This is a genomic window from Shewanella atlantica, from assembly GCF_003966265.1.
In the GTDB taxonomy this organism is placed as follows: Bacteria; Pseudomonadota; Gammaproteobacteria; order Enterobacterales; family Shewanellaceae; genus Shewanella; species Shewanella atlantica.
Map to the genome: position 1 here is coordinate 509,700 of NZ_RXNV01000001.1, position 21,508 is coordinate 531,207.

24 protein-coding genes are annotated in these 21,508 nt (G+C 45.2%); 12 read left to right on the top strand and 12 right to left on the bottom strand.

The features are described from left to right. Positions 1 to 167 precede the first annotated feature (167 nt). Entirely contained in the window at positions 168 to 464 is a 297-nt protein-coding gene (locus tag EKG39_RS02100; protein WP_148103046.1) for a hypothetical protein, read from the top strand. 33 nt (positions 465 to 497) lie between these two features. On the opposite strand, the gene EKG39_RS02105 is transcribed toward EKG39_RS02100, so the two are convergent. Both EKG39_RS02105 and EKG39_RS02110 read right to left on the bottom strand, forming a co-directional pair. Beyond that, positions 498 to 1,487 (bottom strand): sensor domain-containing diguanylate cyclase, encoded by a 990-nt coding sequence (locus tag EKG39_RS02105; RefSeq protein WP_126503775.1) that lies wholly within the window; start codon positions 1,485 to 1,487, stop codon positions 498 to 500. A gap of 285 nt (positions 1,488 to 1,772) precedes the next feature. Further along, positions 1,773 to 2,057 carry a winged helix-turn-helix transcriptional regulator gene (locus tag EKG39_RS02110; RefSeq protein ID WP_221767366.1) on the bottom strand — a complete coding sequence of 95 codons (285 nt, stop codon included), beginning with the start codon at positions 2,055 to 2,057 and terminating at the stop codon, positions 1,773 to 1,775. 238 nt (positions 2,058 to 2,295) lie between these two features. Between EKG39_RS02110 and EKG39_RS02115 the strand changes: the two genes are divergently transcribed. Together EKG39_RS02115 and EKG39_RS02120 are read left to right on the top strand one after the other, a co-directional pair. Further along, on the top strand, positions 2,296 to 3,087 hold the full coding sequence (locus EKG39_RS02115; RefSeq protein ID WP_126503779.1) for an SDR family NAD(P)-dependent oxidoreductase: 792 nt from the start codon (positions 2,296 to 2,298) through the stop codon (positions 3,085 to 3,087). Between the two features lie 136 nt (positions 3,088 to 3,223). Further along, the gene (locus EKG39_RS02120; RefSeq protein WP_126503781.1) at positions 3,224 to 3,880 is read left to right on the top strand and encodes a cupin domain-containing protein; all 657 of its coding nucleotides are present in this window, start codon (positions 3,224 to 3,226) and stop codon (positions 3,878 to 3,880) included. Positions 3,881 to 3,994: 114 nt separating this feature from the next. Here EKG39_RS02120 and EKG39_RS02125 read toward each other — a convergent pair whose 3' ends face one another. The 3 genes from EKG39_RS02125 to EKG39_RS02135 form a co-directional block, all read right to left on the bottom strand. Continuing rightward, positions 3,995 to 4,255: a hypothetical protein gene (locus EKG39_RS02125; protein ID WP_126503783.1), complete on the bottom strand. Its 261-nt coding sequence runs from the start codon at positions 4,253 to 4,255 to the stop codon at positions 3,995 to 3,997. Between the two features lie 248 nt (positions 4,256 to 4,503). Further along, positions 4,504 to 4,683, bottom strand: coding sequence for a pleiotropic regulatory protein RsmS (rsmS, locus tag EKG39_RS02130; protein ID WP_126503785.1), 180 nt, complete (start codon positions 4,681 to 4,683; stop codon positions 4,504 to 4,506). 215 nt (positions 4,684 to 4,898) lie between these two features. Continuing rightward, a complete protein-coding gene (locus EKG39_RS02135) occupies positions 4,899 to 5,648 on the bottom strand; it encodes a substrate-binding periplasmic protein (RefSeq protein WP_126503787.1) in 750 nt (249 codons plus the stop codon). 256 nt (positions 5,649 to 5,904) lie between these two features. Here EKG39_RS02135 and EKG39_RS02140 point away from each other — a divergent pair, with 256 nt between their 5' ends. From EKG39_RS02140 to EKG39_RS02155, 4 genes are all read left to right on the top strand, one after another. Continuing rightward, the gene (locus EKG39_RS02140; RefSeq protein WP_126503789.1) at positions 5,905 to 6,144 is read left to right on the top strand and encodes a hypothetical protein; all 240 of its coding nucleotides are present in this window, start codon (positions 5,905 to 5,907) and stop codon (positions 6,142 to 6,144) included. Between the two features lie 304 nt (positions 6,145 to 6,448). Then, a complete protein-coding gene (locus tag EKG39_RS02145; RefSeq protein ID WP_126503791.1) occupies positions 6,449 to 6,706 on the top strand; it encodes a hypothetical protein in 258 nt (85 codons plus the stop codon). Between the two features lie 574 nt (positions 6,707 to 7,280). Further along, complete coding sequence (locus tag EKG39_RS02150) at positions 7,281 to 8,006, top strand: tRNA (adenine(22)-N(1))-methyltransferase (RefSeq protein ID WP_126503793.1); 726 nt, start codon at positions 7,281 to 7,283, stop codon at positions 8,004 to 8,006. A gap of 150 nt (positions 8,007 to 8,156) precedes the next feature. Then, positions 8,157 to 8,672, top strand: a complete 516-nt coding sequence (locus tag EKG39_RS02155; protein WP_126503795.1) for an NUDIX domain-containing protein — start codon at positions 8,157 to 8,159, stop codon at positions 8,670 to 8,672. A gap of 143 nt (positions 8,673 to 8,815) precedes the next feature. Here the strand turns inward: EKG39_RS02155 and gltS are convergent, their stop codons facing one another. Beyond that, a complete protein-coding gene (gltS, locus tag EKG39_RS02160; RefSeq protein WP_126503796.1) occupies positions 8,816 to 10,045 on the bottom strand; it encodes a sodium/glutamate symporter in 1,230 nt (409 codons plus the stop codon). 349 nt (positions 10,046 to 10,394) lie between these two features. On the opposite strand from gltS, the gene EKG39_RS02165 reads away from it, so the two are divergent. Then, the gene (locus EKG39_RS02165; protein WP_126503798.1) at positions 10,395 to 11,501 is read left to right on the top strand and encodes a sensor domain-containing diguanylate cyclase; all 1,107 of its coding nucleotides are present in this window, start codon (positions 10,395 to 10,397) and stop codon (positions 11,499 to 11,501) included. Positions 11,502 to 11,551: 50 nt separating this feature from the next. Here EKG39_RS02165 and EKG39_RS02170 read toward each other — a convergent pair whose 3' ends face one another. The 5 genes from EKG39_RS02170 to EKG39_RS02190 form a co-directional block, all read right to left on the bottom strand. Then, a complete protein-coding gene (locus tag EKG39_RS02170; protein WP_185817506.1) occupies positions 11,552 to 12,835 on the bottom strand; it encodes a dicarboxylate/amino acid:cation symporter in 1,284 nt (427 codons plus the stop codon). Positions 12,836 to 13,102: 267 nt separating this feature from the next. Beyond that, complete coding sequence (locus tag EKG39_RS02175; RefSeq protein ID WP_126503800.1) at positions 13,103 to 14,017, bottom strand: pseudouridine-5'-phosphate glycosidase; 915 nt, start codon at positions 14,015 to 14,017, stop codon at positions 13,103 to 13,105. Then, positions 14,011 to 15,102: a PfkB family carbohydrate kinase gene (locus EKG39_RS02180; protein WP_126503802.1), complete on the bottom strand. Its 1,092-nt coding sequence runs from the start codon at positions 15,100 to 15,102 to the stop codon at positions 14,011 to 14,013. Before EKG39_RS02180 ends, EKG39_RS02175 begins: the two co-directional genes overlap by 7 nt. Positions 15,103 to 15,635: 533 nt before the next feature. After that, positions 15,636 to 16,088 (bottom strand): YaiI/YqxD family protein, encoded by a 453-nt coding sequence (locus EKG39_RS02185; protein WP_126503804.1) that lies wholly within the window; start codon positions 16,086 to 16,088, stop codon positions 15,636 to 15,638. Positions 16,089 to 16,204: 116 nt separating this feature from the next. Continuing rightward, complete coding sequence (locus EKG39_RS02190; RefSeq protein WP_012141696.1) at positions 16,205 to 16,783, bottom strand: PhnA domain-containing protein; 579 nt, start codon at positions 16,781 to 16,783, stop codon at positions 16,205 to 16,207. A 279-nt stretch (positions 16,784 to 17,062) separates the two neighbouring features. Between EKG39_RS02190 and EKG39_RS02195 the strand changes: the two genes are divergently transcribed. The 3 genes from EKG39_RS02195 to EKG39_RS02205 all read left to right on the top strand — a co-directional run bounded on the left by EKG39_RS02195 (position 17,063) and on the right by EKG39_RS02205 (position 19,962). Beyond that, entirely contained in the window at positions 17,063 to 17,239 is a 177-nt protein-coding gene (locus EKG39_RS02195; RefSeq protein ID WP_126503806.1) for a carbon storage regulator, read from the top strand. Positions 17,240 to 17,394: 155 nt separating this feature from the next. After that, positions 17,395 to 18,012 (top strand): NAD(P)H-dependent oxidoreductase, encoded by a 618-nt coding sequence (locus EKG39_RS02200; RefSeq protein WP_126503808.1) that lies wholly within the window; start codon positions 17,395 to 17,397, stop codon positions 18,010 to 18,012. Positions 18,013 to 18,039: 27 nt separating this feature from the next. After that, a complete protein-coding gene (locus EKG39_RS02205; RefSeq protein WP_126503809.1) occupies positions 18,040 to 19,962 on the top strand; it encodes a monovalent cation:proton antiporter-2 (CPA2) family protein in 1,923 nt (640 codons plus the stop codon). Between the two features lie 140 nt (positions 19,963 to 20,102). Here the strand turns inward: EKG39_RS02205 and hpf are convergent, their stop codons facing one another. Then, on the bottom strand, positions 20,103 to 20,459 hold the full coding sequence (gene hpf, locus EKG39_RS02210; protein ID WP_126503811.1) for a ribosome hibernation-promoting factor, HPF/YfiA family: 357 nt from the start codon (positions 20,457 to 20,459) through the stop codon (positions 20,103 to 20,105). A 747-nt stretch (positions 20,460 to 21,206) separates the two neighbouring features. On the opposite strand from hpf, the gene EKG39_RS02215 reads away from it, so the two are divergent. Beyond that, the gene (locus EKG39_RS02215) at positions 21,207 to 21,506 is read left to right on the top strand and encodes a hypothetical protein (RefSeq protein WP_126503813.1); all 300 of its coding nucleotides are present in this window, start codon (positions 21,207 to 21,209) and stop codon (positions 21,504 to 21,506) included. Positions 21,507 to 21,508: the final 2 nt, after the last annotated feature.

The window sequence follows — 21,508 nt, forward strand, 5'->3', positions numbered from 1 at the left end:
GGCCTAACTTCGGCTACCGCTGGAGAAGCTATGTATCCCAAATATGCCTTAAGCTCAGTCCAAAAAAGTTCCAAAGTTCAATTTTCGATATCTAATCCGGGTAAAAATCCTGGCGTCTACTCAAGTGGCACACTCCTTTCGATGCCTGGTTCAGTGAGTTTATCCATGTGACCTTGGCCGGCGAATCAGTGACCTATGAAGGTGCACTTGCCAAACGTGGTAAGCCCAATGATGAAGATTACCTGATTATCGAAGCGGGCGAAGAGGTGAAAATAGAACTTGAACTCAGCGAGGCTTTGCAACTGAAGTCGGGGCAATATAAGGTCGAGCTTGAACCACTGTACTTCTTCCTAAACAAAGAGTACTTGAATCAAGAGCTGTTTAATCAAGACTCGGTCAGAACACTGGAAAAATCTCAGGCTTATAGAGTTTATTGCAATGCTGTCAGCCTGAATATTGAATAACAATCAGTAATATATCGCTTGAAATTACAGTTGTTATCCACTCGCATAGATTAAAGCTTCTTGCCAGAAACCATAGTTATGTTTTCCCTGACGCTTAACCTGATACATGGCTTTATCTGCATACTCACACACAGTAATAAACTCATCATCGCCCTTAAATAGGCTGATCCCGATACTCAGACCAATTGAAACGACTTTTCCGTCCAGTTGTATAGGCAGGTGATATCGTTCCAGAAGCCCTTGGGCCAAATCAGTTAGCTGTTCAACATCAGAGCTCGAGTGAAGAATCACGAACTCATCGCCTCCCATACGTGCAAGGTTTGCCTCCTCCCCCACGATGGAGCGCAGAGAATCTGCCACATGGATCAACAAAAGATCACCGAACCGATGGCCATGCTTATCGTTGATAGCCTTAAACCCATCGAGATCGATAAAGAACATGGCGCCACCGATAGCATGCTCGGCGAGGCGATTCTGACAAAACCTCTTCTCGAGTGCCTTTCGATTTAAAAGATTGGTTAGTGGATCGTTATGGGCCAATTTGGCCAGACTCAACTCGTATCGCTTCTCTTGGGTGATATCGATATGGGTTCCCATGATCCTGAGCGGTTCGCCTTTGGGGCCATATTCGATAATCCGCCCTCTGTCTGACACCCAGCTCACACTGCCATCTTTATGGATCATGCGATGCACGGCTTGATAGGTATCGGACTTGCCTTGAACATGATCGTCAAACGCGGCAATCACCCACTCTCTGTCTTCAGGATGAAGATTGCCTTTCCAACTATCAATATGAGCGGCAAGCTCCTGCTCAGTAAAACCTAAGAGGTCTCCCCATTCCCGGTTAAAAATAGTGAGTTCACCGGTGGGAATATATTGCTGCCACAAACATAAACCAGTTCCGTCGAGCGCCGCAGACAACTTCTCCTCAGCACTCTCTTTCTGGGATTTAAGCTTCAGGTTCTCGCTATGTAAGTGAGCTATCTCTTCCTTTAGCTGTGCAATGGTTTGCTTGTGATCCATATCCTCAATCCGACTCTTAAACCCATAAGAATAAACAATCCTTGTGTAGCAAAATTGTAACAAACCCAGTTTAACGGAATACCATACTCTAATGAAGGCTTATCCCGATAATAAAATGCATGTTTTAGCGGTAATCGTCCAGGACAGTGCCTGCGGAACAGTTCTATGCACATTTATCCATATCCGCCCAAACTGAAACCTTCGCAACAAAGACAACTATAAATCAACAAGATAGCCAATGCACACCAATTATATCCATCTGATAATCGTTAGCTTAATCGACAGCTAGACATTGCCATCAATTTCCCGCTGAAGTTGACTCAAACTATCGAGAACAAGCATAAACTTCTCGCCAAATGAGGTGACGCGATACTCGACGCGTGGTGGGATCTCCGGGTAACTGATTTTTTCTAAGATGCCAAATTCGAGATTACGCTTCAGGCATTGATTAAGCACCTTAGTCGTTAAACCTTCTACACTGCGCACCATCTCACCGGGTCGATTGATATCTTGACTCAATAATTGATACACGGTCAGCGACCATTTACAGCCGACGATGGTTTCGACCATACGGGTACTTTCACTTGGGCCTATCACTCTTACCTGCATATTTTAAATTTATTTCTCTTTTAAAGTCATAAAGATGTACCAAAAAGTACCTAGCGAACCAATTTGTGCTTACTTTTTTCATATCGGTGAAAAACCTAAGATTACCACACTTAGCGAGCTGGCTTAATCCGCTAGCCAATCATCAATTTTAGGCTAACTCAATGCTGAGCTTAGCAAATAGAAACAGGAAATATCAGTTATGAAATTTACTCAAACAGGTGTGGCACTCATCATAGGTGGCACCAGCGGCATGGGCTTTGAGACGGCGAAGCAGCTCATCGAGGCAGGCATTGACGTCGTCATCGTCGGCAATAATTCAGCGAAACTCGATAGGGCACTGACAGAACTCAATAGCTTAAACAAGAGCGTCAATACCGGCCGAGATAAAGCATCTGGTATTCAGGCCGACCTGTCTCAAACAAGTCATGTACAACGCATCACAGACTTTGTCGAACTACCGACAACAAACATAGGCTACCTGGTCAATGCCGCCGGGTATTTCAACCCCAAGCCTTTCATTGAACATAATGAAAGTGATTATGAGATCTATATGGGGCTGAACAAGGCGACCTTTATCATCTCTCAAGCGGTAGCCAAAAACATGATTAAAAATGGTGGCGGCAACGTGGTGAACATTGGCTCAATGTGGGCCAAACAAGCGATAAAAGCCACCCCATCATCCGCATATTCCATGGCAAAAGCCGGGTTGCATGCATTAACTCAACATATGGCAATGGAGTTGGCAGATTTTAATATCCGGGTAAACGCCGTATCACCTGCCGTGGTTAAGACTCCGATTTACCGAACCTTTATCGACCCGGCACAGATGAATGAAGCTCTGGCTGGCTTTAATAGTTTCCACCCTATTGGTCGAATCGGCACGCCGACAGACATCGCTAACAGCATCAGTTTTCTGCTTTCCGGTGACAGTGACTGGGTTACTGGGGCAATATGGGATATCGATGGTGGCGTGATGGCCGGTCGCAATTAAGGCTAAACCTGTATCATACTTCTATTTTCGAGGTTCGAGGTTCGAGGTTCGAGGTTCGAGGTTCGAGGTTCGAGGTTCGAGGTTCGAGGTTCGAGGTTCGAGGTTCGGGCAACATAAGACACAACAAGGGTGGCATATGCAGCATCTCAATCTGGATTTTTCTAAAAGAGTCGTTGTCGACTCAAACACCTTAGATTGGCTTCCCAGTCCTCTCGAAGGCGTCACCCGCAAGCCTCTGGCAAGGGAAAACCTGGAGAGTGGCCATGCCACCAGCATAGTCCGCTATCAAGCTGGGACACATTTCAGTGCCCATAGCCACCCTCAGGGTGAGGAGATACTCGTCCTGGAGGGCACCTTTTCAGATGAAGATGGTGACTATCCCCAGGGCACTTATATCCGTAACCCACCGGGTAGCCATCATCGTCCTTTCAGCACCGATGGCTGCATCTTGTTTGTCAAACTCAATCAGTTTGACCTCAGAGATAGAGAGCGAGTACGAATCGACACAGAAAAACAGCCCTGGCAAGCCGGTATTGGCGGTCTGAAGGTCATGTCACTGCATGATTTTGAGGGCCAACATACCGCGCTGGTAAAATGGCCTGCCGATGAGGTTTTCCAGCCTCACCGACACTTCGGTGGTGAGGAGATACTGGTGCTGTCAGGGCTGTTTGAAGATGAGCACGGCCAGTACCCGACACACAGCTGGGTACGTAGCCCACACCTGAGCGAGCATCATCCTTTTGTCAAACAGGAGACAATCATTTTCGTTAAAGTGGGTCATCTGCCAATTTAAGACAGTAAATGGATAAGAAGCTGAGCTTTTAAACGTTCTAAGCAAGGGGGGGAATACTCGATTATTGTCTCACGGGTTACAACCCCCCTCCCGTATCAGAATTGTCGACAGTGTTCACCCCATCAGCTTAATCGTTTGATCACAAAATATTTTAATCCGCTGGAACAAACTTGGAGCGGCTTGAATCTGACCAAGGTTTTGTGCTTTTTTCTCAGCGCGCTGACGATAATGCTCTCTGATCTCACGACGTTCTTCGGCCCAGTTCGCAACCTCTGCAAAACGTTTACGCTGGGTAAGCGTCATGCTCGCCATAAAGCTTCGAAATGGCGTCTTAGGCATTTTCGCTGACAAATTCGTTTTAGGTGTGCTGCACATATCCACTCCTCAAGCTGTTCGGCTCTCTCTAGTACTGTCTCTAAAAGACAGTGAGAGAAGCGCCGAAATAGAGTAGAACTACTCATATGGAAATACCGCATTAGTATAAGAGACCGAGCTTGTCTGACTAAACTTTCATCAAAGTAATGGCTATTGAATCGCACCGAACAAGATTTAAGAGGTGTTCCAACTGAATTAGAGCCCGAAGAATAGGAAGCGGGTTTACTTAAACAACTAACTTAAACAACTTACTTGGACAGCTTGGCAATGAGATCAGACTTAACCATCTCTATGGCTGACAGCGCAACTTGGGGATCTATCTCATTACTCTCAAAAAGATAGATAAGATCGACAGCTAACTGAACGTCGACTGGTGCATCGTCAATCGATGAATCACTGTTCTTATCGATATTTACTTCTTTTGGCATAATTTGCGGATCTTCTGTTAACAGTTTTTATAAAGGGGTTTTGATGCTTTAGCGTCAAACCATAGCGATATCACATTCGATGCGGTTATTTTAAATATTTAAGCCAGCGGCGACAAGTTTGTTAAGAGGCGAACTAAGGGTTGAGGGTTGAGGGTTGAGGGTTGAGGGATGAGACCTGACGAAAACAGGACAACGTTTTCCAACTGAAACGATACCTATAAATTATCTGTATCGATTTGCTGGTATCCGTTGCTGTCCAGATAGTGAAAGGCCGAAATAGCTTGCGGACAAGAGAGGTTTAACCAGATCCCAACAGGAAGGTCTCTGAAAACGGTTTCAGAAAATTGAAACTCCTCGGGATCTAACCCCAATAGCTTCATTATCGCAGGACCTGAAACCTGATCGCCAAAAGCATAGTCCACCCTCCCCTTAGCGAGAAGCTGAACACCTTGCCTGGTGGTTTCAACACTAAAAATATTCATGCCGGCCTGCGTCATCTCAAAGCCAAGACCATCACGTTCTAACGCCCTGAAATAGGCCACTCGCTTACCCGTTAATTCGCTCAGATCTTGCCAGGAAAATGGTGTCGCTTCCCGGCGCCGATATAAACCCAACTTTATAGGTTCATCCGCCAGGCCGATAAGCCGATGCTCATCGACCGGGCTTTGCGGGGGATAAAAGCTGGCACACCACTCTCCTTCCTGAACCATTCGATGTGCCCGAGCTGCAGACAAAAACTGAGGTTGTACCCGAACGGATCCACCTAAGGCATCGGCCAACAACTTGAATGCCAACCCATTGTCATCTGAGCTTGCTGAAGTAAATGGCGCATAATCCATGGCTATGACTTCAAGCCTTTCAACTTCAGCCTCCCCTTTATTATGCTTAGACTCTTGAGCCATAACCTCTTCGGCTTGGAGCATCTGGCAGAAAAAACAGAGTAAGGCACAAACGACTCGTAGCATTTTACCTCTCTAGGCTATTACCTACTAATATAACTCATTAAATTTATTGAAATTGTATACTAGATTGTCAGAGTTATTCGACGCCGATACCAAAACACAACTTAAGTATGACTCTTAAATCCAAATTTTCGAACATTTGCTAACGGCGGCGGTACAAAAAAGCCCGGCTATTCACTGAATTTCATTAAAATCCGTTTCATCAAACACCAAGCTAAGGATATACTCCTACCAATATCTAAAAATATAAGATCATCTTATGACTACTGAGACTCAAAAAATCGATTTTTCAAGCATCAATAAGACAACGGCCAAGTCTTTCAATGAACAGAAGAACTTGATTAAAAGGCTGTTTAAAGGCAATACCGTACTTTGTGAAACCTGCAAACAACCCTTGAAGCTGGTAGTACCGACAGAGAATGGGACAGAAAAGAAGTACGGGGTATTTTGTAACAAACACTGTACAGACATCGAGCTAGAGATAGAGCTACTGCTTTAAGCATAATACAACCGGCTCCTGATTTGATCTTGCCTGAATAAGAGAGTCGTGGCTCTGCGGAGTCCCGACAATCGCACTGTCTTTATCCAGGCGAGTCATTAAGTCGACAGTTCACCTCAGCACACTTTTCACTAAACACACTTTTCACTCAGTATACTTCCCTCGCAAAATAGATTCCCTCTCAACTCCGCTTCCCCCCCGAGTTCCTCTTCTCTATGGATCATTAGGACTCATTCAAATGATTCTTAAAGATAAGCCAATCATAATCTTGCCCACTCACAGCCAATAACACATACCAATAGATATGAAAGTCCTGATAGCTATAATCATTTTACTGTCCACCGCCATCAATTTAGTCGACTCAGAAAGCCTCTCGGTGCTACAGGAAACTCGAACTGCAACAATCAAAGCAGAGGTCGCCCAAAATATCAGAATGCCATCTTCAGACGAGGTAAAGGCTTACTTCGGCGGCTATAAGGCGAAGGTAACAGAGGCAAAAAATCAAGAAGAGCATAGTGAAGGGAGAGCTGTGAATATCGTCGATATCATCAAGCTAATGTAAGTCCGATATAGCCCACTCACTCATATAGCTGTTCTTTGGGGAGAATAGCTAAAGCGGGCACCCGGTCTGCCAGCGCTTACAAGGCTCTATACTTACAAGCGATATACTTACAAGATCTGTGTTCGCAATACCAACTTTCTCAATACCTATAATGGAGAAAAGCGATACAATAGCCTATTGTGATAATACCAACCGGTATAATACCCAGCCTGTTGAATAGCTGCTCTTTGAGCGGGATCCTCTCAGGTCTTTATACTGTTCGGTATTAAATACGGATTTAATGAGATGGGTATAATACCAATTGCATTAAGTATCTGACCATTCAGCGAGAATTCAAAGCTCTGTAGGCAAGTAGGATGATTGAAGCTAATAGTTATTCTATATCGAAAGCATCCAGTGCAGCATATAGGGCTTTGAAGCTCGCACTACGTGAGTCTCTCAGGCTTCCCACTTCTGCTTTGCATTGATTTAAAAGGGAGTAACCATTTCCTCATCAATGCGCCTTGAATTGAAAATCCTGAGGGGCTCTGAATTGGTTAATTATTTAATGCAATTGGTATAACAGGAGGACACCGTGAAGATCAGCCAGCGATTGAGCCAAATAGACAATATGATAAACAATCACTATGACCATATTTGGGATTGTTGTTGTGATCATGGGCTGCTTGGAGCCAGACTCCTTCAAAGAGGAGCCGCCGGCACCATTCACTTCGTAGATGTTGTCGAAGAGTTGATGGGCGATCTCGAAAAAAAACTCACCCGCTTTTTCCCCTCATATCAATCAACCGACGACACTTCCTCGCTCGATGAAGCCCAAATGAGCCATTGGCAGGTTCACTGCATCGATGTAGCACACCTGCCTATCTCTGACTTTGACGACTGTGAGTCACATCTCATTATCATCGCCGGTGTAGGTGGAGAGTTACTCATAGAGTTAATCAGCTCAATTATGACTAACTACCCAAGCAAACATTTTGAGTTTCTCCTCTGCCCGGTTCATCACAACTACAAACTCAGGCAGCACTTAAGTCAGCTCAAGTTAGGTCTGGTCAACGAATGCCTCATTCAGGAGAACAAACGTTTCTATGAAATAATGCATCTATCTACAGATAGCGAGCAAGCCATAGTGAACGTCGGCTCTATCATGTGGAACCTGTCTCAGGATGCGGACAAACAATACCTGCATAAAACGATATTGCACTACCAACGCATGCAAAAAAGTGCCGGTTCAAGTACCGATGTCGATATGTTGGCGCAGATAATCGATGATTATCGAGCACTTGAAAAGAGCATTAAATAGCGTCTCAGGAAAGCGGTGCAATCAGGATTTGACTACTCCAAGTGATAATAAAAAAAGAATTAAATTCGAATAAACAATTCACGGAACAATCTTCAACACTCTGAGGTATACTCGCTAGCCATTTTATCCGTTCCGGCACCAGACACTTTCATGCGCCTATTAAAATCCACGATTCACCCCGATATTCAAACTCTCGAAGGCAAGCAGTTCCACCGTAAGGCTGCCAGAGGCATCATTTTGGACGGTGATAATATCTTAATGCTCTATACCGAGCGTTATCATGATTACAGTATTCCAGGTGGCGGCATCGATGACGGCGAAGAGATTGAAGCTGGATTGCTCAGGGAGTTAGAAGAGGAAACCGGCGCTCAACATATTGAGATTATGTGTGAATTTGGTTTATACCAAGAGTACCGGCCCTGGTATAAAGAGGATTACGATATCGTACATATGGAATCTTATTGCTATGTGTGCAATATCCACCCTGAGTTAGGCGAGACTCGACTGGAAGAGCATGAGATACAAAATGGCATGGAGCCGGTGTGGATTAATATTCATGAAGCGATAGCCCATAACGAACACACCATGGCTAACAGCCCGAAGAAAGGGATGTCGATCGAGCGGGAAACCTTTCTGCTGAAACAAATAGTAGACGAACTCATCTAAGATTAATCATCAACCTTGAACAGGTTTAAGGTGATATCGATAAGGCTGCTATCGATATCACCAGTTATCAGAGTTTGAAACTATTCTGGTTAACCTGGCACTTCAGCTTACAAAGCTAATTCTAATAAGCTAGTTCTTATAAGCTAAAAGTTTACAAACAAGTTGATAATCATCGCATTGATAATATCGATAAAGAAACCACACACCAAGGGCACAATAATAAAGGCCCTGTGCGCCGCACCGTATTGCTGAGACACCGCCGTCATATTTACGATAGCGGTAGCCGTAGAGCCTAAGGTTACCCCGCCAAAGCCGGAGCAGATAACCGCCGCTTCATAATCTTTACCCATGGCGCGAAACACAATAAAGACGGTAAACAACACCGACAACAGTACCTGTATCGACATCACGACCGAAATATAAAACAGGCTGCCCTCAAGCTCCCAAATCTTCAGGCTCATCAGCGCCATCGTTAAGAACATGCCTAAACAGATATCCTGAATTAATGATAAGCCCCTGGAAGCCTCTTCGACGTAAGTAAAATCTTTGTCCTTCCTACGGTTCAGAAGAGCACGACCGACATTGCCGATAATAATACCGGCGAGCAGGCAGGCGACAAACATAGGCAACTTAAGCCCGGCTTCCTGCATCGCCAGATCGATAAAATAACCAATAATCAGTGTCACGTTTAACCATAACCAGGCTCTGAGTACGCCAAAATAGTCGACCTGAATGTGGTTTGAACTACTCTTATGGCTGGCACCGATATCGAGCTCTTCATCCAAATTGGCTTTAATATGGTGACGCTTCATCAGATAAGCCGCGATTGGACCACCGATGACACAGGCTGAAATTAAGCCTAATGTGTTCGATGCGATCCCCAATTCACTGGCATTAGCAATACCTAACTCCTCCACAAAGGTGGGTGTCCATGCCATAGCAGTACCTACCCCACCGATAAGCGAGATAGAACCAGACATCAGGCCCGCTTTGGGATCCAATCCAAATAGGGTGGCGACACTCACACCTGTAAAGTTCTGTAAGAAGATAAACACACTGGAAAGAAGTATCAGGATCAACAAGGGCTTCCCCCCTTGAAGCAAGGTCTTGAAGTCGGCCTTCAAACCTATTCCGGCAAAGAAGTAGAGCAGTAAAATATCTCTGATCTCCAAATTAAACTCAATTTGCAAACCAAAAGCATAATAGAGGATCCCCACAATGGCCGCACAGGCGAAGCCGCCAACCACAGGCTCGGGAATGCTGTACTTACGCAATAGCTCATAACGGGCGATGATTGCTTTACCGATAAATAGCGCAATAATGGCTAAGGTAAAGGAGACAAAGTCTTTAATCTCAAGGATGTGAGGTTCCATTTTACAGTTCCTTTAAAATCGAATTGCCAATTTACAAAACTATAACATCTGTAGTGGGTATAAAGCTAAACTTTCAGTAAGTTATCTGGCTTTTTAAAGCTTATGTTTCTATAACAGGTATTCATCTTACCAACAGCAGAAACCGCGGTGAGATAACTCAGATATGAACGGGTAAAGGTCCATCCGAATTAGCCCTTTTAAAGTCAATAATTTTTACACATGACAAAATAATCACTTGAAAACAATGAGTAATATTAGCTGATAAAACTGTGCGCCAGAACAAAGATAATCTATTCGACTAAACCTACAATCCCCCACAGGAATAGTTTTAGTGAGTTTGTAAAATAGTATGGATTCGTTTCAGTGGGATGGACACTTTGTCACCGGCTTAGATGATGTTGACAGACAACACCACCAGCTAGTAAAACTGATTAATCGGTTTGGGCACCTGCTCGCCAGTAATAACTTGCAATCGAGCGATATCAACCAGGTACTCAATGATTTGTGGCGCTATACACAGCATCACTTTCAAGATGAAGAAGCTCTGATGCAAGAGAAAGGGGTCGATGAGCGACACGTAAAGCTTCAAAAAGAGGCCCACAACTACTTCTTAAGTGAAATGGAGGCGATTCAGGTTTCAACCTCCGTCGACAACCCTGACACCCTTAAATACCTGCTGGATTTTCTGACTCAATGGTTGGCCTACCATATCTTAGGTGCCGATCAGAATATGGCCAGACAGATTGCCGCCATCGACTCAGGTTTATCTTCTACACAAGCGTTCGAGAGAGAGGAGTCTCAAGTTGATAGCGCCACAGCCCCATTACTCAAGGCGCTCAACGGGCTGTTTAAGCAAGTATCCCAACGTAACAAACAGCTAATAGAGTTCAATCACTCCCTCGAAGAGAAGGTTCAGCAGCGCACACAAGAGTTAATAGACGCCAATGCCCACCTGGAGAAACTTTCGGTTACCGATGTATTAACCGGTTTACCCAATCGACGATTTGCCATGGAAAAGCTCACTCAACTTTGGCAGGAGTGTGAACCTGACGTACAACCACTGGCATGTATGATGTTAGATGCGGATCACTTTAAAACCGTTAACGATACTTATGGCCATGATGCCGGCGATAAGGTGTTATGCGAGTTATCCAGAGAGTTACAACATGCCGTACGTACCGATGACATAGTGTGTCGTTTAGGGGGAGATGAATTTATCATCATCTGCCCGGCAACGGACCTTAGTGGTATTCAGCATATTGCGGCTCAGGTTCACGCTAAGGTGGCCGCTATGACGGTCTCCTTTGGAAGCGGCAACTGGCATGGCAGCATTAGTGTAGGGATATCTTCCAGAACAGATCTGATGCAACATTATAGCGAACTGATAAAACGGGCTGATGAGGCTGTTTACCTGGCTAAGCAAGCGGGTAAAAATTGCGTCAAGTGCGCTCAGTAAAGGAACTGTTCTCGCGACTTAGCATCTGTGAGCCAGATAATAAGTCGCGCTTACTCTCCCACCTCCCCCGTCACTTCACTTTCTTGACTTAGCACCCATGTTTCCCCCTCGGATTTTGCGATTATCACAGTACCGCAAGCATCACTGAATACATTGACCGATGTTCGTAACATATCCAATATTCTATCTGTTACCAGTAATAAGCCTATCGCTTCAAGCGGTAAACCTATTGCACCTAAAATCACGGTAATGGCCACCAGGCTAGCAGCAGGAATGCCCGCTACCCCGATAGAGGTGAGCAGCGCTACTATCACAATGGTAAATTGAGTAATAAAGCCAAGCTCCAAACCATAGGCTTGGGCAATAAACATCGCCGCCACACACTCATAAAGCGCCGTGCCGTCCATATTGACCGTCGCCCCTAAAGGTAAGACAAAACTGGCGGTTTTTCGCGACACCCCGGCTCGCTTTTGTATGCACTGCATGGTCAATGGCAAAGTCGCAGAGGAGGAGGCGGTTGAAAATGCCATTAACATTGCCGGAGACATAGCCACAACCTGTTTGACGGGGCTCACTCCACCAACAAATTTAAGCAGCAGAGGTAAAACGATAAATGAATGCAGAGCCAGAGAGATGATGACAGTAAACAGAAATACCAACATAGGCTCGAAAGCATTGAAACCGGTCGCGCTCACCGTCTTAGCTATCAAAGCAAATATTCCCAGTGGCGCAAACTTAAGAACAAACTGAGTAATAAGCACCATAGTTTTGGCGACGCCTTTCCAAAAGTCCCGCAGTACTTCTCCCCTGCGCCCCTCGACGCGTCCCATGAAGAAACCAAACAGTAAACTGAAAAAGATAAGGCCTAACATCTGCCCTTCGCTCGCTGCTTCCACAATGTTAGTCGGGATCATTCTGACAAAGATTTCAACCAGATCTTTACTGCCTCGCCCCTCAACCTGACTTAGGGTCGATGCAACCTCTGAGCTGTTGGTATTGAGATTGAGCAAATCACCCGCAGCTCGCCCATCGATAATTCCCGGCAGAGTGATATTAACCAGAGTCAATCCGATCAGAATGGCTAACAGACTGGTCATGGTGTAGTAGGCCAAGGTCTTCAGTCCGAGTCGCCCTAAACTATCACCGTGGTTAAGGCCTGCCATACTCGAGATGATGGATGACATGATCAGAGGCACTATGACCATCTTGAGGGCATTGAGAAACATAGTGCCGATGAAATCATAAATTTCATAAATCGCACTTTCGGGGACTGTCACAATACCGACCAAGATAGCCAGTAGGATGGCGATCAAGATCTGCCAATGTAACTTCATCAGTGTTATCTCCACCGGGCAGGTTAATACCTGTACACTAATCCTAGACAAGAATTGAATATTCAACCAAATAACTTCTTTTTAAGCGCTGAAGTGACGCTCCCCTCTTTGCTGAAAAGTTGAACTATCTCTTTCCTTCTTTTCCCTTCCCCCAAAAATTTTGGTCTGGCTTAACTCAGTAATTCAAAGACTGAACAGAAAAAAGGCGCCCTTAGGCGCCTTCTCTATTTACCAACAGTGTCTGAATTAAACAGACATTCTTGCTATTTACTTCGCATATTCGACAGCAATTCCAGCCGCCAGTTTAGCATTATTAAACACAAGCTCGATGTTGGCTTTCAGGCTGGTGCCTTCTGTTTTCTCAGCAACCTTAGCCAGCAAGAATGGAGTCGACTCTTTACCCGATATCCCTTTGCTGTCCATCTCGGCAACGGCGTTGATGATCACCTCGTCGATCATGGCGCGATCAAGCTGATACTCTTCCGGAATAGGGTTTGCAACGACAACGCCACCTTTTAACCCCATCTCCCACTTGGCTTTCATTGCTGTTGCGATCTGCTCGGCATTGTCCAGTCTATAGTCGACACCAAACTCACTTTCACGGGTGTAGAAAGCAGGTAATGTATCGGTTTGATGGCCGATAACCGGAACGCCCTGAGTCTCTAAATACTCCAGAGTCAGGCCAATATCCAAAATTGATTTAGCGCCGGCACAAACTACCGCCACATCGGTATTAGCTAACTCTTGAAGATCGGCCGAGATATCAAATGTCTGTTGTGCACCACGATGAACACCACCGATACCGCCTGTGGCGAATACTTTGATACCCGCCATCTGCGCCAAAATCATGGTCGAAGCCACTGTAGTCGCACCATCTACCTGCTTAGCGACAATAAAGGGGATATCGCGGCGACTGGTCTTGATTACATCTAACCCTGCCTTACCTAAATATTCGATCTCCTCATGGGTCATACCCACTTTCAATCGTCCCTTCAAGATAGCTATCGTCGCAGGGATCGCACCATTATCACGAATTATCTGCTCAACCTTGAGGGCCGTTTCTACGTTTTGCGGATAAGGCATTCCGTGTGAAATAATCGTAGATTCCAATGCAACAACTGGCTTTCCGGCTGCAATTGCCGCGGCGACTTCAGGATTAATATCTAGGTACTGCTCTAACATGTTAACTCCTTGATAATTCGGTTTACTGAAATTTCTGACATATTTGGATTAATGGTCGCAAGATGTGACAGCGCCACTACTGCTGCGGCCATAGCAAATTTTGTTGAGTGCTCTATGCTCCACTCCTGTATCCAGCCATGAGCAAGGCCTGCGAGGAACGCATCACCGGCTCCGTTAGCATTAACCATAGCGACAGGAATCGCTGGAATAAGGGCTTGAGCACCTTCATCACTGTAAAAGACGCCATCACTCCCCAGGCTGAGGAAGATGCGCTTAACCCCCTGGTTATGAAACCAGTTAGCTAAACCGGGTAGCTCACTATAATCTTCGATGACGATCCCAGAGAGCTGCTCAGCCTCTTTAAGATTGGGTTTTAACGTGTGCACAGAACTTAAAAACGGTTTAATTTTCTTAGCCTTAACACAGGAGACGGTATCAACAAAGATGGGTCTGTCGGAGAAGTTATTGAGCAGATATTCCAATGACTCTGCTGACAGGTTTGCATCCAGAATAATAAGATCTGCGCGTCTTAATAGTTCCTCCTTCTCTTTAAGTACCTCGACACTCAGACGGTCTAAGATTGCCATGTCATTAATGGCAACATGCATATCGCTGTCACCATCGAGCACTGAAAGATAGGTGGAAGTATTCACATCGTTGAGCTGCAAGCAGCCTTTCATATCGATGCCGGCTTGTTGGCATTGACTAACAATCATCTGCCCATAAGTATCTTTACCTACGGCGCTGATTAGCCGGGTCTCGGAACCTAACCTTGCTAAATTCTCGGCGATATTACGCCCGACGCCGCCGGGGGAGCAGCTCACACTGCCTGGGTTTGAATCACCGACCTGCAATGAATTTAATGGACGACCGAGAATATCCATATTGGCCCCACCGATAACTACCGCATAGCGGGATTCGGCTAAGATATAACCTTTTCCCCGAATGACGCCTTTATTGGTGAGGTTCATGATATGCCCGGCAACAGCGGAACGGCTTATGCCTAACTGATCGGCTAAGCTCTGTTGCGCGATAAGTGGGTCTTGTTTAAGTAGTGCCAGTATCTCTAGTTCGCGTTCTGTCATCTTTATTATCCAGGTTACACGCCAAACAAACATTTGTTTGGATACCAAACTTAAGTTTAAGCTTAAAGCTAAAATATGCCCAATAAAGATAAACTTCAAGTAAAAAATGTAATTACCAGGTGAAAAATGTGAACCAGCAATGATTCAGCCAAAGCTAAACTAGCTCAATATCACGATAGATGAGTGGTAAGTGGTAAGTGGTAAGTGGTAAGTGGTAAGTAGGAAGTAGGAAGTGGGAGCACCAATAATGACAAGTCAAAGAGAGGAAAGATAAATTTTAGGTTCTAAGTTCTAAGTTCTAAGTTTTAAGTTTTAAGTTCTAAGTTTTAAGTTCTAAGTTTGATGCTCAAAGCTCGCGAATCATGCCCCTGACACATTCGCGGCTAAAGCCGCTCCTACATGGGGCACTATCACGCGTAGCTCATAAGTCGTAGCTAGTCGTTCGTAGCTCGTAACTCGTAACTCGTAGCTCGTAGCTCGTAACTCGTAACTCGTAACTCGTAGCTCGTAGCTCGTAGCTCGTAGCTCGTAGCTTAAAGCTTATGATATTTAGTAACGAAACGATCTAACTGATTACCAAAGGCTTGCTTTTCGCTTACCCCTATCGCTGCAGGTCCTCCGGTTTGAACACCGCTGGCTCGCATGGTATCCATAAAATCCCGCATATTCAGAATAGATTTAATGTTCTGCACAGTATAGAGCTCACCACGGGGGTTTAAGGCGATTCCGCCTTTATCTATCACTTCCGATGCAAGAGGAATATCGGCGGTGATCACCAGATCTCCAACGTCGAGTCGCTTCACAATCTCATCATCGGCCACATCGAAACCTGAAGGAACCGTCACCATCTTGATAAAGCGAGATGGCGGGATACGCATGGAGTGGTTTGCCACTAAGGTGACCTCGACTTTCGCCCTATCGGCAACCCTGAATAAGATCTCTTTAATTACCCCAGGGCAAGCATCTGCGTCGACCCAAATCTTCATACTTATCTCCAAAAAGCTAATTTTTATTACAGTAGCAAACTTACAGGCAAAAATGACAAAGCCGCCGAAATCGGGTCGATAACGGCGGCTTTAACGTCAATCGAGTATTCGAGGGCTTACTCTTCGCTTGGCATAACCTTCTTAACGAAACAGGTCAGGATAACGATACGAGTACCGTTCACACGACCTTCGATGTGCTCTGGATTATTCGTCAAAGAGATGCCACGAACGGTAGTTCCACGCTTAGCGGTAAAGGTGGTGCCTTTAACATTAAGATCTTTAATGATAACGACGTTATCACCCGCCTCTAAGATTGCGCCGTTGCTGTCTTTATGAGGTACAAAATCTTCATCGACCTCTTCGATTCCCGCTTCAGCCCATGCTTGCATATCTTCATCGAGATAAAGCATATCAAGCAGATCACGTGCCCATGCTTCAGCACTTATCTGCTTTAGCATGCGGTAAGCCATAACCTGAACGGCCGGCACCTGACTCCACATGCTGTCGTTGAGGCAACGCCAGTGGTTCATATCGATAGTTGCAGGGGTTTTGATCTGACCAGTACAAGTGTCACAAATCATGATACGCGCATCACCGTAGCCCTTAGACTCAGGCAGCTCAAAGGCAGCTAAGTTTGATTCACTACCGCACAATTCACACTTGCCACCACAGCGGCTTAATAGTTCTTTAGTCATCTCTTTCTCTTCAATCTAACGGGTCTCAATAATGGGCGGCACTATAACATATTGGGCCGATTCACGACAGCCAGCCCAAGCAGGTAAGCCCTTGCTTCATGACACGTATCAAAGATTTGATCTCTTAACCACTCGTTATAAAGATTAACTTGGTGATTAGTTACCCACGAAGACAGCATCCGGAATAAGAGACGCGGGCCTGATTTCAGGCTTCACATTGAATATTGACGACTTCGCTGCTACACCTAGAAGACAGCGAAGCATGCACAGGGAGGTCATATGCTTATTCTAACGAGAAAGACGAATACTTCAGTTATCATAACCAATGTCTATGATGAAAATGGAAAGCCCTTAAAAGACATTGAGATCAATATCTACGCCGACAACCGAATCGGAATCGATGCCGACAGTTCGGTAGATATCTATCGAAGTGAGATACTGCAACTCGGAGAGTAGTGCTCAGCCTGTACAGGCTGAGTTATCAAACCAAACATTGAAAATCAAACTCTTGATATTTTTCTGGCAGATAAGATCCATAAACTAGTTATTGCTAAAAGGAACCTATGATAAATTACTAAAATGGGTGACACGCTCGTTTACAAGGATCAGTTATGTCCGAGGACAAGAAGAAAATCTTAGTGCTGTTTGCACATCCTTCTCAGGAACGCTCAGAGGTCAACAAGCCACTTTTTACCGCCTGCCAACAACACGGCGATGTGACGGCCATCGATCTCTATCGGGAATACCCCACATTTCATATCGATATCGACAAAGAACAACAGAGGCTAATCGAACATGATGTGATTATCTTTCTGTTTCCTCTCTATTGGTATTCCACTCCTGCAATATTAAAACAGTGGCAAGATCTGGTGCTTGAATATGGTTTTGCCTACGGTGCCAACGGTCATGCTTTACAGGGGAAGACATTTCTGTGTGCCGTCACTGCCGGCGGCTCTGAGGCTGCCTACCAGAAAGAGGGCTATAACCATTTCAGTATCCGGGAACTGCTCCACCCTCTGGAACAAACAGCATCATTAACGGGGATGATCTATCTCGCCCCATTCGTACTGTTTAGCGCCAGAAGTGCGGTAGAAGAGGATCGTGTAAATGCTCATATCGAGAGTTTACGTCACCTTTTAACTGCACTGGCCAATGATACTTTAGATGTTGAAACGGCAAGCTCTTTGCCCGTATTAAACACCAATTTATCCAACTTATTTAACGCTTAATTGCAAGGTCTAGACTAAGGGAACCCAATGACAGCTTATTTTATTCAAGCTTTTATCTACCTTTGCGCGGCAGTTATCGCGGTGCCTCTGGCCAAACGTTTTGGGTTAGGCTCTGTGCTGGGTTACCTGATGGCGGGAGTCGTTATCGGTCCGATCATCGGTCTGGTCGGCAGTGAAACAAATACCCTGCAACACTTTGCCGAATTTGGCGTGGTGATGATGCTATTCCTTGTGGGGCTGGAACTCGAGCCACGAATGCTCTGGGATATGCGTAATAAACTTATCGGCTTAGGCGGTCTGCAGATAGGGGGAACGACCGCGATCATCACCGCAGCGGGTATCTATTTTGGCTTAAGCTGGAGTATCGCACTAACCGTAGGCCTTATCTTCGCGCTGTCTTCTACCGCCATCGTGCTGCAGACCTTTAACGAGAAAGCCCTGTCCAAAACCGAAGGTGGGAAGAATGCCTTCTCGGTTCTCCTGTTTCAGGATATCGCCGTGATCCCTATGCTGGCGCTCATTCCATTATTGGCACTCCCCGAGTTAGTCGAACAGGCACAAGCCGCAGTTGGCCAAGCCGCGCAGCAACATGAAGAGCTCTCTTTGGTGGCCGGTTTGCCTGGATGGGCCTATGGGATAGTGGTCATGCTGGCCATCGCAGCCGTAGTTGTTGGTGGTCATTATCTCAGTCGCCCTCTATTTCGTTATGTCGCAAGTTCGGGCCTGAGGGAGATTTTCACCGCAACAGCTCTAATGTTGGTGATCGGTATCGCGGCATTAATGAGTCTGGTCGGTCTCTCGCCGGCCCTGGGAACATTTCTAGCCGGCGTGGTACTGGCTAACAGTGAATTTCGTCATGAACTCGAGTCCAATATCGAACCTTTTAAGGGGCTATTGCTGGGATTATTTTTTATCACTGTTGGTGCAGGCATCGACTTTGGGGTCTTAGCCAGTAATGTTGGGCCCGTGCTTGGGATCACTGCCGGGGTTATGCTGGTAAAAGCCTTGGTATTATTTGTATTAGCCCTCATATTCAGAATTAAAAACAGCGATCGCTGGTTGTTTGCCCTGAGCTTAGCTCAAGCCGGTGAGTTTGGTTTCGTACTACTCAGTTATACGGTGCAAAACCACGTTATCCCAACCGATCTGGCCCAAATACTCTCATTGGTCGTAGCCCTGTCTATGTTCCTAACACCAGGCCTGTTCATCTTCTTCGACAAGGTGATAGTGCCAAGGTTTGAACATTTTGAAAATGACCGCGAGGCCGATGAGATCACCGAAAATGGCACTGTGATTATCGCGGGCATTGGCCGATTCGGCCAGATGGTAAATCGTTTCTTACGGGCTAATAAAATAGATACCGTAGTGCTGGATCATCAGATATCCCAAGTAGAGAACCTGAAAAAGATCAATGTTAAGAGCTTCTATGGTGATGCGACTCAACCCGACCTACTCCACACTGCCGGAATCGAAGACGCCACCATGCTGGTCATCGCCATCGACAACAATGAACGCGCTGTAGAGCTGACAAAATATGTAAAACACACCTATCCTAAGGTGAAGGTTTTTGCCCGGGCGTTCGATAGAGGGCATCACTTCGAACTTAAACATGCCGGCGCAGACTTTATCATCAGTGAAACCTACCATTCAGCCTTAGAGCTTGGCAAAGAGGCCTTGATCTCCCTCGGGGTACATCCATTTAAGGCCGAGCAGAAGAAGGCCACGCTGCGAGAACTGGAACTTTGTTATAAAGATTCACTGTTTGAGTCCTGGAAGAAGAAGACTGAAGACAGCAAATACAGCGCTCACTTCAGAGAGTTGTTTATCGAACTTGAGACCGCCATAGCGAAAGCGATGAAGAGTGATCACTTCGATGAACAGGCAAGAGTCGAGCGAGGCTGGACGCCACCACCTAAAGACTATGAAAAGAGGATGAACAGGGACGAATAATACCAATAGAACTATTGGGCTAGTGTTTGGCCATTATTTCTTCCATAAAAAAACCACCGAACAACCGGTGGTTTTTTAACGTTTACATCAAGAGTTTATTAGCTTCTCAGCCTTGGCGGCGAGAAACTAATCTCATCAGTTTAGACAAGTTTCATCTCTTGAACTATTTCATGAGCGATTTCGGGAGTCGTACTCACCGGCTTCTCATGAAGATCGGCTTTTAACTGACCTTTTCTGTGCTTAAGCGCTGCGTCAAGCTTCTTAGCCGCAGTCGCAATAGCCGGATACATCACACCATTGGTGCCCGATGCTGAAATTCGGCTACCTTCATAATTAGTACGCAGCTCAACCTGAAACTCGCCATGCTCCTTAGAAATGATGACATCTAACGAGATTAACGTTGGGAAGTGAGTGGCGATTTTGGAAAACTTTTCGTTCACATGCTCTTTGATTGAATCGGTAACATCGACGTGGTGACCAGAAAGATTTATTTTCATAGGTTTTCCTTTTAAGAATTACTTCAATAATAGAACTTGGGGCTGGCGGTTGAAAACACAAGGGGGCAAGTAAAATATTTTTACATTACTAATTTTGCCCTACATTTTTATCGGTATTTTCTACTCAACCAGACTTATACCAGCTCTGTATCCATTCTAACTATTACAAATACTCTTGAACTAACCAACACCAGTTCCCCACACTGGATCCTCAATAAGTACTTTCAAACTAGTTGTATTAATATGTACTCCTCATATTTCATAAAAGCAAGTAACGGCTATATTCAATGTCCAAAATTAAGACAAAACTAAGATAATCGTTATAAAAAGCATCAAATTGATGCTTTTTCATTACTCAAATAACCAATAAGAGGGTGATCTAAGCATATGCTAAAAAACCGATCCTTGAAGCCTAAGTGCTTCGTATATCGACTCCCCATTCAGGTAAAGCCCAATATGCTTCACTAATACGCCTGTAAACAGATCGAATAACCAAGCTCAACATTTTGCTTAACCACTTGAGATAGCTCTAAATCCAACCACTTCGACTCACTCAATTAAAAAATCCGACTCATTGCCTTTTTTTGAGAGCCAACACTCATAGTGACAATCTTTACAAATTAAATGAGAATGAAAACGGTTATCATCCGCATGTTATTCAGGTAGAATCACAACAGTTTTTGCTAGATCTACACAGGCACCAACCTTTCCATCAGGAACAAACCTTTCCACTAGGAATAAACCATTGTGGTATTACCAAACTTAAACTGGCGAGCATTTATCCGCTCGCAACCTATCAATATCATGTCTCGCAGTTTTGCAGCCATTTTTGCAGGATACTTAGTCGCGGCTACCGGCTCTGGTTTATTGGCTCTCATCATACCTTTGCCCGCTTCCCAAAGTGTGCTGATCGCAATGATGCTCTCATTTAGCTTCTATGTTGCGGCTGCGATCTGGGCATTTAGTGTCGGGACAAGCCGGCAAGCCTGGCGGGATCTATTGTTAATCAGTGCCATTCTTTACATCTTTATTTTGTGGGTAAGTTAAGC